The following is a 14,390-nucleotide window of genomic DNA, read 5'->3' as shown; positions in this document are numbered from 1 at the left end:
GTTGTGAACAGATTATACAGATATCGCTACAAAGTCATATTTATTGTTTTATCTTCAGCGGTTGAGGACCTGAGCTACATAAATCGAATGCTGATTGGAAAATTTTTATCAGACTTTAGTCGAATGCCGAAAGCGTACATGAACAGAAAAGGATTGATTTATTTTAATTATTATTGGTCATACCAATTATGATTGCGGTGATAGGGTTGATCCTGATAATTCATATAATTAAGATGCATAAAGATTACGAATGATTAAGATTTGCTGATTTATTAAATATTGGTCATACCAATATTGTGAAGATTCGTTAAATATCGAAGTAAAAACAAAATGACGCCCAGCATTTCAAGGAGATGAGAATGCTAAATGTGTGGCAACAACTATATGACCCTTTAAATAATATCTGGCTATCCAGTGCAGTCGCGTTGATCCCAATTATTTTCTTCTTTTTGGCGTTGGCGGTCTTTCGTATGAAGGGCAGTGTCGCGGGAACCTGTACCGTGATGATTGCCATGTTGATTGCTTTATTTTTTTATCAAATGCCAGCTGAAATGGCATTTGCTTCCGTGGTTTATGGCTTTTTTTACGGTTTATGGCCGATTTCGTGGATTATTATCGGGGCCGTGTTCCTGTATAAAATTTCGGTAAAAACGGGGCAGTTTGATGTGATTCGCTCCAGTATTTTGTCGATTACTGAAGATCAGCGCCTACAGATGCTCTTGGTCGGTTTTGCCTTTGGGACCTTTTTAGAAGGTGCGGCAGGCTTTGGTGCACCAGTCGCCATTACAGCAGCCCTATTGGTCGGCTTAGGCTTTAAACCGCTATATGCTGCGGGCCTCTGTCTGATTGTGAATACAGCTCCTGTGGCCTTTGGTGCCATGGGGATTCCGATTATTGTGGCCGGACAGGTGTCTGGTGTCGATACTATGGAAATCAGCCAGATGGTAGGCCGCCAATTGCCTTTTTTAACCATCATTGTGCTGTTCTGGATTATGGCGATCATGGACGGTTGGCGTGGCGTGAAAGAAACTTGGCCTGCGGTACTGGTCGGTGGTAGTGCCTTTGCCATTGCACAATATCTGACCTCGAACTTTTTGGGACCAGAACTGCCTGATATTACCGCTGCGATTGCCTCATTGGTCAGTTTGACCTTGTTGTTCCGTGTCTGGAAACCGAAACATATTTTCCGTTTTGAAATGACTCATGAACAAGCAGCCAGCCATGCGGTCTCATCACAACAGCGTTATAGCATTGCGCAGATTGCCAAAGCATGGTCACCATTTATGATTTTGACCGTGATGGTGACCATTTGGAGTGTGAAACCATTTAAAGCGCTCTTTGCCAAAGACGGTGCTTTGGCGGACTGGATTTTTAAAATTGAAGTTCCGTATCTGCATAAGCTGGTAGAGAAAATGGCGCCGATTGTGCCTGAAACCACCGCTTATGAAGCGATCTATAAATTTGATTGGTTCTCTGCCACAGGTACGGCTATTTTTATTGCCGCAATTATCACCATCATATTCCTGAAGATGAAAACCCGTGATGCGGTCAGTACCTTTGGCGAAACATTGAATGAATTAAAAACCCCGATTTATTCGATTGGGATGGTGCTAGCGTTTGCTTTTATTGCTAACTATTCAGGTCTTTCTGCGACCTTGGCTTTGGCACTCTCACATACGGGCCATGCCTTTACTTTCTTCTCGCCATTCTTGGGCTGGCTGGGTGTATTCCTAACCGGTTCAGATACCTCATCCAACGCGCTGTTCTCAGCTTTACAAGCTACTACAGCCCAGCAAATTGGGATTCCAGAAGTGTTGTTGGTGGCAGCCAATACCAGTGGTGGGGTAACCGGCAAGATGATTTCACCGCAATCGATTGCGATTGCCTGTGCAGCCGTGGGCTTGGTTGGAAAAGAATCGGACCTGTTCCGTTTCACGGTAAAACATAGCATCATATTTACAGTCTTTGTTGGCATCATCGTCACGGTTCAGGCTTATCTGGTGCCGTGGATGATTCCATAACTCTAATCAAGGAAATGTGATGAGAATCTCCGATCAAGTGGTCATGAAATTACAGGCACTCATTGAGCAACGCCAGATGAAACAAGGTGATCGCTTGCCTGCCGAGCGTCAACTTGCGACCAGCTTAGGTGTATCTCGTCCGTCCTTACGTGAAGCGATTCAACAGTTAAATAGTCAGGGCGTGCTCAGTAGTCGCCGTGGTGATGGCACCTATATCCAACAATTACCTGAGCAGTGGCCGCAACAGCTCATCGTCAATCCGATCAGTCATTTGATTGAAGAAGATCCACTGTACCGTTTTGATGTACAGGAAGCACGTTTGTTGCTTGAAGGCGGCACTGCATGGTACGCCGCACTGCGTTCGACCCCTGAAGATCGTGCCAAAATTCATCATTGTTTTGATGAGATCAGTCGTTATCAAAATGCAGGCGATTCAGCTCGGGCGGCGGTGGCGGATGCTGAATTTCATCTGGCAATTGCTGAGGCCTCACACAATATTGTGCTGATACAAATGATGCGTAGTCTGTTTGACTTGTTGCAATACAACGTCTTGCTTGGGCGTAACAAAGTTTATAACCATCCGGTCAATGGTGACTTGCTCAGTGAGCAGCATTTTCAGGTGATGGATGCGATTGATCGTCAAGATCCCGAGGCCGCACGCCAAGCGGTGTGTGGTCATATTGAATTTGTGATTAATCATGTACGTGCGCTGGGCGAAGATGAAGCTCGCCAGAAACGTGCAACACGTTTAACTAGAGTGGATTCAAAATGATTATTTCTTCTGGCAATGATTATCGTGCTGCGGCACAGCGTCGTTTACCGCCCTTTTTATTTCACTATATCGACGGTGGAGCGTATTCGGAACATACCTTAAAACGTAATGTGCAGGATCTTTCTGAAATTGCCTTACGTCAGCGGGTACTGAATGACATGTCGGCATTGAGTCTGGAAACCAAGCTGTTTAATGAAACCTTATCGATGCCAGTGGCTTTGGCACCTGTGGGTTTAACTGGTATGTATGCACGTCGTGGTGAGGTGCAAGCCGCAGTGGCAGCAGATCAAAAGGGTATTCCATTCACTTTGTCGACGGTTTCAGTCTGTCCGATTGAAGAAGTGGCCCCTGCAATTCAGCGTCCAATGTGGTTCCAGCTGTACGTGTTGCGTGATCGTGGCTTTATGCGCAATGCCTTGGAACGTGCCAAGGCGGCAGGTTGTTCGACATTGGTATTTACCGTGGATATGCCTGTGCCGGGGGCACGTTATCGTGATGCCCATTCTGGTATGAGCGGTCCCAATGCGGCGATGCGTCGTTATCTGCAATCAATGTTGCATCCGCATTGGGCATGGAATGTCGGGATGTGCGGCCGTCCGCATGACTTGGGCAATATCTCAAAATATCTGGGTAAACCGACCGGGCTTGAAGACTATATCGGCTGGTTAGGTTCTAATTTCGATCCATCGATTTCATGGAAAGATCTGGAGTGGATTCGTGAGTTTTGGGATGGCCCGATGGTGATTAAGGGCATTCTTGATCCTGAAGATGCCAAAGATGCGGTGCGTTTTGGTGCCGATGGCATCGTGGTGTCCAATCATGGTGGGCGTCAGCTTGATGGGGTGATGTCTTCTGCACGGGCCTTGCCTGCGATTGCCGATGCGGTGAAAGGCGATCTAGCGATTCTGGCAGATTCAGGCATCCGTAATGGTCTGGATGTGGTACGGATGTTGGCGCTTGGTGCAGATACGGTGTTATTGGGCCGTGCCTTTGTGTATGCCTTGGCGGCAGCAGGTGGGCAAGGGGTGTCGAACTTGCTGGATTTGATTGAGAAGGAAATGCGGGTAGCGATGACCTTAACAGGAGCTAAGTCGATTCAAGAGATTAATGCGGATTGTTTGGTACAAGCCATTAAACAAGGTTTTTAAGAATTATTTTCTAAGTTTAGTCGTAGGCACAGCCGCCAAGTTTGGTGACATGCTTATGTCTGAGGTATAGGCCTTTGTCACTTTTGAAAGGTCAAAAGTAACCAAAAACCTTTTGTTGAGCAAACCGTACTTCCTTGTACGGTTGCTCAACAGGCGGCATCCTTGCCGCCAACCACGATAGCAAATAAAAGGCTGATTCGTATTGAAGAATGAGCTACTCGAATGACACATACTAAGATTCTGCCGTGTTGGTCTAAGTTTATAAATGGATGATCCAAAGGAGCCATCATGCAAACATTTTCTCCCAAAGTGGTAATTGGTCGTTTACAGCAGATCGTTGGGCGTCAACATGTGCTGAGTGATGACCAAAGTACCCGCCAGTATCGGCAAGGTCGTCGTTTTGGTGAGGGTAAAGTCTTTGCGGTGGTGATCCCTGGCACCTTGCTGGAACAATGGCAGGTGCTACAAGCCGCCATCGAAGCAGATTGTATTGTCATCATGCAGGCGGCCAATACGGGCTTGACCGGTGGCTCCACACCGTATGGCGATGATTATGACCGTCCTGTGTTGGTGATGAGTACACGCCGTTTAAAAGGCATTCAAGTCATTCATGAGGGTAAGCAGGTGATTTGTTTACCGGGGGCGACCTTGGACAATCTGGAGCAGATACTGAAAGGCTATGATCGTGAACCGCATTCGGTGATTGGCTCTTCCTGTATCGGTGCTTCTGTCTTAGGCGGGGTGTGTAACAATTCAGGCGGCGCCTTGGTACGTCGTGGGCCTGCCTATACCGAACTGGCGCTATACGCGCAGGTCAATGCCCAAGGTCAGTTGGAATTGGTCAATCATCTGGGTGTGAACTTAGGCTCGAGTCCTGAAGAAATCCTGACCCGTTTAGAGCAGCAGCGCTATCAAGCCACAGATATTTTAGATGATGTTGAAAAGCAGGCATCCGATCAGCGTTATGCACAAGATGTCACTCAGGTCGATGCCGATAGCCCAGCGCGTTTTAATGCCGATCCTTCACGCCTGTTTGAAGCCTCGGGTTCGGCAGGGAAAGTTTGCGTATTTGCAGTACGTCTGGATACCTATGAGAAGGTGGAGAGCAGTGTCTTTTATATTGGTAGCAATAATGCCGATGATCTGACTGCGATTCGACGTTATTTACTGACTTCATTGCCCAGCTTGCCGATTGCAGGGGAATACATCCATCGTGATGCGTATCATATTGGCGAAAAATACGGTAAAGATACCTTCCTGTTTATTGAGAAATTTGGCACCGCCAATGTGCCCAAAGCCTTCGCGCTCAAGGATAAGGTCGATGGCTTTTTAGAAAAATTTAAAATCAAAGGGCTGACCGATCATATTTTACAAGCGGTCACGGCCTTGTTACCTAGCCATTTACCCAAACGGATGACCGAGTATCGTGATCGCTATGAACATCATCTGATGTTGCGAGTTGAAAATAATTGCAAAGCCCAGACCGAGCAATTTTTACATGACTATTTTGCGGTACATGCATCAGGTAATTTCTTTCTCTGTGATGCGGATGAAGGACGTAAAGCCTTTTTGCATCGTTTTGCAGTGGCAGGTGCTGCGATTCGTTATCGTGATACCCATCGCGATGAAGTTGAGGATATTGTGGCACTCGACATTGCGTTACGTCGTAATGATCGTGAATGGGTCGAGCAATTGCCTGCGCAGATGGAACAGCAGATCATTCATAAGCTTTATTATGGACACTTTTTCTGCCACGTGTTTCATCAGGATTACATCCTTAAAAAGGGTAATGATCCTTTAGCGATGGAACATCAAATGTGGCATTTACTCGATGCTCGTCGCGCAGAGTATCCCGCCGAACACAATGTCGGTCATCTATATATTGCCAAGCCTGCATTGGCCAATTTCTATCAGAAACTTGATCCGAATAACTGTTTTAATGTCGGGATTGGACAGACCTCTAAATTGAAGTATTGGGGCAAGGCCAAGTCCTGACTTTAAATAAAACAGACAATAAAAAAGGCGCTTCAAGCGCCTTTTTTATGCGTTACAACTTAAGCGGTTGCAGCAGATTTTGCTAAAACTTCAGCCACTGCTTTGGCAACTTTGTATACGTTGTTCATGTTCAGGCCTGCAACACAGATACGACCACTGCGTACTAAGTAGATTGCATATTCTTCACGAAGAATGTCCACTTGCTCAGCGGTTAAACCAGTGTAGCTGAACATACCTTTTTGGTTCACAAGGTAGCTAAAGTCACGCTCAGGAAGGGCTTTAGTTAGCTCATCTTTTAAGATGCTACGCATTTTGATAATACGTTCACGCATCTCTTTGACTTCGCCTTGCCATTGTTGATTGAGATCAGCGTCATTTAACACTTGATCAACCAACCATGCACCTGTTGTAGGTGGGCTAGAGTAGATACGACGTACCGTTGCTTTCAATTGACCGAATGTGCATTTTGCTGCTTCTGCATCGTCACATACGAAAGTCAAACCACCAACGCGCTCACCGTAAAGTGAGAAGATTTTAGAGAACGAGTTGCTGACAATAAAGTTCAGACCCGCTTGGTCTAAAGCACGAATGGCATAAGCATCTTGCTCCATACCATCGCCAAAACCTTGGTAAGCGATGTCGAGGAATGGAATCAGGTTGCGCTCTTTTAATACCACAATCACTTGATCCCATTGTGCTGGGTTCAAGTCTGCGCCTGTTGGGTTATGGCAGCATGGGTGCAATAACACAATGCTTTGTTCTGGCAATGTTTTTAGGGTAGACAACATGCCGTCAAAATCAACGCCACGTGTTTCAGCATCGAAGTATGGATAGAAGTTGCTCTTGATGCCTGCACCATTGAAGATCGCAACGTGGTTATCCCAAGTTGGCTGGCTCACCCAAACTTCTGAATTCGGGAAGTAGGTTTTTAAGAAGTCTGCACCGACTTTTAATGCGCCAGAACCACCAAGCGTTTGAATCGTTGCAACACGACCTTGTTGAATTGCAGGGCTATTTGTACCAAACAATAAGGCTTGAATCGCATCACGGTAAGGTTTGAAACCTTCCATTGGTAAATAAAGCTTGGTTTGCGTATTTTTAGGTGCAATACGTTTTTGCGCTTCGATAATGGTATCAAGCTGAGGAACGATACTGTCTTCGTTATAGTACAAACCAATACTGAGGTTTACCTTTTCAGCACGTGGATCAGCATTGAACTGTTCCATCAATGAAAGGATTGGATCGCCTGCATAAGGTGGGATATGTTGAAACATTAACAATGTCCTTTTCTTCAACAAAGTGCATAGATGTCTGGGGAGGTTGGCGCTTTAGACGCGGAACCTTCGATGCCCAATAATGTATCAATAAAGACTGCATGAAGCACGCTGTTATTTACATTTTGGTGCAGTATTTACTTACAAAATTTGTCACTACAAGCTGATTATAAAGATTGTCTACAATCAAGCTGTCATACCATGGTCGTAGCATTAACAGTCTAAGCCTGTTCAGTCGATCAAAGCTCAGGGTTGGGTGATGATTTGGATTATCACTAACCTGTTGTTTTTTCTGTTTTTATGTAAAATTTTTGGCAGTGTATTGATCAGCCACTGAGTGATCACAATCACGTCGGATTGAAAGCACCAGTCTAATTTATTGTCGACAATCCTATTGCATTTTTTCTTTTATCTGGTTATAAAATCATAAAAATTGTAGAGATTGTCGACAATATGCAAGATACCCTTGTTCCTCAAGCCCTCAGCACCAGTCAGGGAATGACCCTGACGGAACACGTATTCAAGCAAATTCAGTCGGCGATTGTATTGGGACATATTCCTGCGGGCAGCAAGATTTCAGAACCTGAACTGGCACGTATTTATGGCATTAGTCGCGGGCCTTTACGTGAAGCGATTCATCGTCTGGAAGGGCAGAAACTGGTGGAGCGAACTGCACATGTCGGTGCGCGGGTAGTCTCGCTTTCACTGCAACAGTTTCAAGAACTCTATCAAATCCGTGCCTCTTTAGAAGGCTTGGCCTGCAAACTCGCAGCACAGCATATTGATAAAAAACAGATTCTGGCCTTACGTGATGTCTTGCGTATGCATGCTGAGGATGAAAACTTTAAAGCAGGCAAGGGCTACTACTTACAAGAAGGTCAGGACGATTTCCATTACTGCATTATCAAAAGCAGTGGCAATAAAACCTTAGAAAAAATGTTATGCGATGAGCTGTATCACCTCATCCGTATGTATCGAATCCAGTTTTCAAATACCCCAGATCGACCAAGCAAGGCTTGGGACGAACATATCCGCATATTAGATGCGATTGCTGAAGGTGACGGTGAACTCGCCGAAATGCTGATGCACCGTCACATCAATGCATCTTACAAAATTGTTGAGCAAACATTGCTACAAAATCAAGGAGAACAACAACATGGCTAAACAGTCTGCTGGTCAGCTATTCCGCGACGCGGTCGCAAATGAAAAACCATTACAAGTGGTCGGTGCGATCAATGCCAACCATGCGTTATTGGCAAAACGCGCAGGCTACAAGGCGATCTATTTGTCAGGTGGTGGTGTTGCCGCAGGTTCTTTGGGCTTACCTGATTTGGGTATCAGTAACCTTGATGATGTATTGACCGATGTACGCCGTATTACCGATGTCTGTGACCTGCCGTTATTGGTCGATGTCGACACGGGTTTCGGCGCTTCTGCGTTTAATATCGCGCGTACCACCAAGTCGATGATCAAGTTTGGTGCTGCTGCGATGCATATCGAAGACCAAGTCGGTGCCAAGCGTTGTGGTCATCGTCCGAATAAAGCCATCGTGACTCAGCAAGAAATGGTCGATCGTATTAAAGCCGCAGTCGATGCACGTACCGATGACAGCTTTGTGATCATGGCACGTACCGATGCGCTTGCGGTTGAAGGCTTACAGGCAGCGATTGACCGTGCGGGTGCTTACATCGAAGCGGGTGCAGATATGCTATTTCCAGAAGCGATCACTGAGTTGGCCATGTATAAGCAATTTGCGGATCTGACCAAAGTCCCTGTTTTAGCCAATATCACCGAATTTGGTTCAACACCATTATTTACCACCGAAGAATTGGCTTCTGCCGATGTCAGCATCGCGCTCTATCCACTTTCTGCATTCCGTGCCATGAACAAGGCCGCAGAAAATGTTTATGAAACCTTGCGTAAAGAAGGCACGCAAAAGAATGTGGTCGATACCATGCAAACCCGTCAGGAGTTGTATGAACGCATTAACTACCATGCGTTTGAACAATATCTTGATGGAACTTTTGCGAAGAATAAATAAGTCAAACAATCTCCCCTAACCCCTCTTTGAAAAAGAGGGGAATCACCTAAATCTTGGATGATCTAGGGTTGGTGGGAAGTCCCTCTTTGGAAAGAGGGATTTAGGGAGATTAAGAACTTTATAAGTTTTAACCTAAGGATATAAAAAGGACAATCTTATGAGCAGTAATGAAACGCCAACAGGCTTCAAACCAAAAAAATCAGTTGCACTCAGCGGACAAGTCGCAGGCAACACCGCACTTTGTACCGTAGGCCGTAGCGGCAACGACTTACACTACCGTGGCTATGACATTCTTGACCTTGCGGTAGGTAGTCAATTTGAAGAAGTGGCACACCTTCTGGTACACGGCAAATTGCCAAACAAAGCAGAACTCAAAGCCTATAAAGCAAAATTAAAAGCACTCCGTGGCTTACCAGCAGCATTGAAAACAGCACTAGAGCAACTGCCACCGTCTGCACACCCAATGGATGTGATGCGTACTGGCGTATCTGTATTGGGTTGCTTAACACCAGAACATGAAGACCACAACGAAGCGGGCGCAAAAGACATCGCGGATAAATTGATGGCAAGCCTAGGCTCAATGTTGTTGTACTGGTATCACTTCAGCAACAACGGTCGTCGTATTGAAGTTGAAACCAATGATGACTCGATTGCTGCACATTTCTTGCATCTCCTGCATGGCGAGGCGCCATCGGAAGAGTGGATTCAAGCCATGCACACCTCTTTGATTCTGTATGCAGAGCATGAGTTCAATGCATCTACCTTTACTTCACGTGTGGTGGCAGGGACAGGTTCAGATATGTACTCGGCAATCACAGGTGGTATCGGTGCGTTACGTGGGCCTAAACATGGTGGCGCTAATGAAGTTGCGTTTGTGATTCAGCAACGTTACGACAATGCAGACGAAGCAGAAGCGGACATTCGTAGCCGTGTTGAGAAAAAAGAAGTGGTAATCGGTTTTGGTCATCCGGTGTATACCGTTTCTGATCCACGTAACGAAGTGATCAAGCAAGTGGCGCGTGAACTTGCTGAAGCGCAAGAAAATACCAAGATGTATGTGATTGCTGAACGTTTAGAAGCTGTGATGAAAGAAGTGAAGAACATGTTCCCGAACCTCGACTGGTTCAGTGCGGTGAGCTATCACTTGATGGGCGTACCAACGGCAATGTTCACGCCATTATTCGTGATTGCTCGTACTGCTGGCTGGTCTGCACACGTGATTGAACAACGTCAAGACGGCAAAATCATTCGTCCAAGCGCGAACTATACTGGCCCTGAAAATCTTGAATTCAAACCATTGGCGGAGCGTGGTTAATGAACACAAAATATCGTAAACCGCTGGCAGGTACCCAGCTCGAATATTATGACGTGCGTCAAGCCGTTGAAGATATTCAGCCAGGCGCATACGAAAAGCTGCCATACACTTCGAAAGTACTGGCTGAACAGCTGGTGCGTAAAGCTGATGCCGAGAATTTAACGGCCTATTTAACCCAGTTGATCGAACGCCGTCAGGATCTCGATTTTCCATGGTATCCAGCACGTGTAGTCTGTCATGACATCTTGGGTCAAACCGCACTGGTGGATTTGGCTGGTTTGCGTGATGCGATTGCCGATAAAGGCGGTGATCCTTCCAAGGTCAATCCTGTGGTGCCAACCCAGTTGATCGTCGATCACTCTTTGGCAGTCGAATTCGGTGGTTTTGACCCTGATGCATTTGAGAAAAACCGCGCAATCGAAGATCGTCGTAACGAAGACCGTTTCCACTTTATTGAGTGGACCAAGACTGCATTTAAAAATGTCGACGTGATTCCTGCGGGCAACGGCATCATGCATCAGATCAACTTGGAGAAAATGTCTCCAGTGATCCAAAACCGTGATGGTTTGGCTTTCCCTGATACCTGTGTTGGTACAGATTCACATACCCCACATACCGATGCGCTTGGCGTGATTTCAGTCGGTGTTGGTGGTTTGGAAGCTGAAAACGTGATGTTGGGTCGCGCGTCTTGGATGCGTCTTCCAGACATCATCGGAGTTGAGTTTGTCGGTCAGCGTCAAGCAGGCATTACTGCAACGGATATCGTCTTGGCATTGACTGAGTTCTTGCGTAAAGAACGTGTCGTTGGTGCTTACCTCGAGTTCTTTGGTGAAGGTGCTGACAGCATGTCTGTGGGCGACCGTGCTACCATCTCGAATATGACGCCTGAATATGGCGCAACTGCGGCAATGTTCTATATCGACCAGAACACCATCGACTATTTACGCCTAACAGGTCGTGAAGATGCGCAAGTGGCATTGGTTGAGCAATATGCCAAAGAAATCGGTCTTTGGGCATCGGATATGACCAAAGCTGAATACCCACGTGTACTTCGTTTTGATCTTTCAACGGTGACCCGTAACATTGCAGGCCCATCAAACCCACATGCACGTGTCTCTACGGCTGATTTGAAAGCAAAAGGCATTGCAGGGAATTTGGATCTTGCCAAGGCACAAGAAGCAGAAGGTTTAATTCCTGATGGTGCCGTGATTATTGCTGCAATTACCTCTTGTACCAATACCTCTAACCCACGTAATACCGTTGCTGCAGGTTTATTGGCACGTAAGGCCAATGAATTGGGCTTGGTACGTAAACCTTGGGTGAAATCATCATTTGCACCAGGTTCTAAGGCAGCTGCGCTGTATTTAGAAGAAGCAGGTGTGTTGGGTGATCTTGAGAAACTTGGTTTTGGTATCGTGGCTTATGCATGTACCACTTGTAATGGTATGTCAGGTGCACTTGACCCTGTGATTCAACAAGAAATCATTGAGCGTGATTTGTATGCCACTGCTGTGCTTTCGGGTAACCGTAACTTCGATGGCCGTATCCATCCATATGCAAAACAAGCATTCTTGGCATCTCCTCCACTTGTAGTGGCGTATGCGATTGCAGGAACCATTCGTTTTGACATCGAAACAGATTCGCTTGGAAATGACAAAGACGGTAATCCAATTTACCTGAAAGATATCTGGCCTTCGGATGCTGAAATTGATGCGCTGGTGAAAGAAGCAGTGAAGCCTGAGCAATTCCGTAAAATCTACATTCCAATGTTTGATTTGGGTGTCAATGAAGAAGCGGCAAGCCCTTTATATGATTGGCGTCCAATGAGTACCTATATCCGCCGTCCTCCATATTGGGAAGGTGCGTTGGCTGCACCACGTACTTTAGCCAACATGCGTCCGCTTGCGATCTTGGGTGACAACATCACTACCGATCACTTGTCTCCATCGAATGCGATTGTGTTAGACAGTGCTTCTGGTGAATATTTGGCGAAAATGGGTGTGCCTGAGGAAGACTTTAACTCTTATGCAACGCACCGCGGAGACCACTTAACCACGCAACGTGCAACCTTTGCTAACCCGAAACTGTTTAATGAAATGGTGGTTCGTTCAGACGGTACCATTAAGCAAGGTTCAAAAGCACGTGTCGAGCCTGAAGGCGAAGTGATGCGCATGTGGGAAGCGATTGAAACTTACATGAACCGTAAGCAACCGTTGATTATTGTGGCGGGTGCGGATTATGGTCAGGGTTCAAGTCGTGACTGGGCAGCGAAAGGTGTTCGTCTTGCAGGTGTTGAAGCGATTGTGGCCGAAGGTTTTGAGCGTATTCACCGCACTAACTTAGTCGGTATGGGCGTTCTACCGCTTGAGTTTAAAGCTGGTGTAAACCGTAAAACCTTAAAGCTGGATGGTACTGAGTTGTATAGCGTAATTGGTAATATTGCGCCACGTTCGACTTTAACTTTAGTGATTGAACGTGCCACAGCGGATGGTAAGGAAGAGATTATTGAGGTGCCTGTGACTTGCCGTTTAGATACAGAAGAAGAAGTTTCTGTATATGAAGCGGGTGGGGTATTACAGCGTTTTGCACAAGACTTTTTAGAAGGTCAAGTGGCTTAATACTTTGATCTGAAAGTGATTGATTCTATTTAATAAAAGCCCTATCTTAATGATGGGGTTTATTTAATTATATTATATAGTTTTTAAGGCTGATAATTTTGAATAAGAAGTCTGTAAATGGTGGCGTAGATGCACAGGTTGGTTTTGATTTTCAACGTAATTGCGCATTATATTTGCTACTTGATGATTATGGTTCTTTTAAAGAGAAAAACTTTTTTGTTTGCATTGAGCATCATGATGACTTCTTATATTGTTTTAGATCAATTGAGGGTGTTGAGAATATTAATGCTTATCAAGTAAAAAAATTATCAGGAAATATCTGGAAAATTGATACAAGATTTTCAGAAATTATTAATAAAATTTTATGTGTAGGCGAAGATCTAAGAAATGATGATATTTTAAAAACAGAGGATTATAATCATAAATTAACATTTATTTCTAATACTGAGTTTGAGTTGAAAATTAAACCTAATAAAAATGAAAAAGAAAATGGAAAAATTGATATTATAACTCGAATTAATGAAACTTATCCAATTTGCAGATATAAAGATGTTCATAAAGATATTAGAGTTAAAATAGAAGAAAAAATAGAAGAATATTGTCAAAATCAAGATGGTAAATTTAATTCTGTTGAGTTGGAAAATCTTTTTATTCAATGGGTTGATTTTCCTAAAACTCCAAAAGAGCAAAAAAGATCTTTAATTGGTCTAATGAAAGAAAAATTCCCAAACGTTACAGACTCAAAAGCGGCGATTGATTTATTAATCAATTTATTTAAAGAGGTAGAAGTAATTTATAATAGCCAGAATTTAGCGAAATTATTAGATGTTTCTAAAAGAGTAGAAGGCGATGTTATAAAAAAAGCTATTGATGTTATTGAGTTTGAGCAGAAGACTTTTGATTTGTGGCGTGAGATATCTAAGGAAGTAATTGCAAAATTTAGGTTTTCTATTGCGATACGTAAAAATGCAGAAATTGAAATATCAACTACATTTGAATATCTTAAAGATATGAATAATTATGAACACCAGTTAATTAGAGATTATGTAAGAAATAACGATTATTCATTTTCTTATTCTGACTATCCTGAGATGTTTCAAGGCTATATTAAAAATATAAAGAAAGTTAATGACATTAATTTAAGTGAAAAAGATTGTTTCTTTGCATGTTTATGTTCATATGTTGAGTATTATGGCGGATAGTTAT

General features: G+C 44.4%; 10 protein-coding genes. 9 read left to right on the top strand and 1 reads right to left on the bottom strand.

Going from position 1 to position 14,390, the window contains the following annotated elements:
* Positions 1-353: 353 nt before the first annotated feature.
* From lldP to dld, 4 genes are all read left to right on the top strand, one after another.
* Positions 354-2,021 carry an L-lactate permease gene (gene lldP, locus F885_RS05985; protein WP_171066408.1) on the top strand — a complete coding sequence of 556 codons (1,668 nt, stop codon included), beginning with the start codon at positions 354-356 and terminating at the stop codon, positions 2,019-2,021.
* A 19-nt stretch (positions 2,022-2,040) separates the two neighbouring features.
* Positions 2,041-2,793, top strand: a complete 753-nt coding sequence (gene lldR, locus F885_RS05990) for a transcriptional regulator LldR (RefSeq protein ID WP_004801820.1) — start codon at positions 2,041-2,043, stop codon at positions 2,791-2,793.
* Entirely contained in the window at positions 2,790-3,941 is a 1,152-nt protein-coding gene (lldD, locus tag F885_RS05995; protein WP_004801823.1) for an FMN-dependent L-lactate dehydrogenase LldD, read from the top strand. The genes lldR and lldD overlap by 4 nt, the downstream gene beginning before the upstream one ends.
* Positions 3,942-4,229: 288 nt before the next feature.
* Positions 4,230-5,936, top strand: a complete 1,707-nt coding sequence (gene dld, locus F885_RS06000) for a D-lactate dehydrogenase (RefSeq protein WP_005319895.1) — start codon at positions 4,230-4,232, stop codon at positions 5,934-5,936.
* Positions 5,937-5,995: 59 nt separating this feature from the next.
* On the opposite strand, the gene F885_RS06005 is transcribed toward dld, so the two are convergent.
* Positions 5,996-7,210 carry an amino acid aminotransferase gene (locus F885_RS06005; RefSeq protein WP_005319893.1) on the bottom strand — a complete coding sequence of 405 codons (1,215 nt, stop codon included), beginning with the start codon at positions 7,208-7,210 and terminating at the stop codon, positions 5,996-5,998.
* A 453-nt stretch (positions 7,211-7,663) separates the two neighbouring features.
* Between F885_RS06005 and F885_RS06010 the strand changes: the two genes are divergently transcribed.
* The 5 genes from F885_RS06010 to F885_RS06030 all read left to right on the top strand — a co-directional run bounded on the left by F885_RS06010 (position 7,664) and on the right by F885_RS06030 (position 14,386).
* The gene (locus tag F885_RS06010; RefSeq protein WP_005186499.1) at positions 7,664-8,374 is read left to right on the top strand and encodes a GntR family transcriptional regulator; all 711 of its coding nucleotides are present in this window, start codon (positions 7,664-7,666) and stop codon (positions 8,372-8,374) included.
* Complete coding sequence (gene prpB, locus F885_RS06015) at positions 8,367-9,251, top strand: methylisocitrate lyase (RefSeq protein ID WP_005209856.1); 885 nt, start codon at positions 8,367-8,369, stop codon at positions 9,249-9,251. Before F885_RS06010 ends, prpB begins: the two co-directional genes overlap by 8 nt.
* 157 nt (positions 9,252-9,408) lie before the next feature.
* Complete coding sequence (prpC, locus tag F885_RS06020; RefSeq protein WP_004656677.1) at positions 9,409-10,566, top strand: bifunctional 2-methylcitrate synthase/citrate synthase; 1,158 nt, start codon at positions 9,409-9,411, stop codon at positions 10,564-10,566.
* The gene (gene acnD / locus F885_RS06025; RefSeq protein WP_005319891.1) at positions 10,566-13,184 is read left to right on the top strand and encodes a Fe/S-dependent 2-methylisocitrate dehydratase AcnD; all 2,619 of its coding nucleotides are present in this window, start codon (positions 10,566-10,568) and stop codon (positions 13,182-13,184) included. Before prpC ends, acnD begins: the two co-directional genes overlap by 1 nt.
* A 98-nt stretch (positions 13,185-13,282) precedes the next feature.
* On the top strand, positions 13,283-14,386 hold the full coding sequence (locus F885_RS06030) for a dsDNA nuclease domain-containing protein (RefSeq protein WP_005319888.1): 1,104 nt from the start codon (positions 13,283-13,285) through the stop codon (positions 14,384-14,386).
* Positions 14,387-14,390 lie beyond the last annotated feature (4 nt).

Origin of the sequence: Acinetobacter higginsii, from assembly GCF_000369845.1 — a bacterium.
In the GTDB taxonomy this organism is placed as follows: Bacteria; Pseudomonadota; Gammaproteobacteria; order Pseudomonadales; family Moraxellaceae; genus Acinetobacter; species Acinetobacter higginsii.
This window is presented reverse-complemented; position numbering and strand designations above follow the sequence as displayed.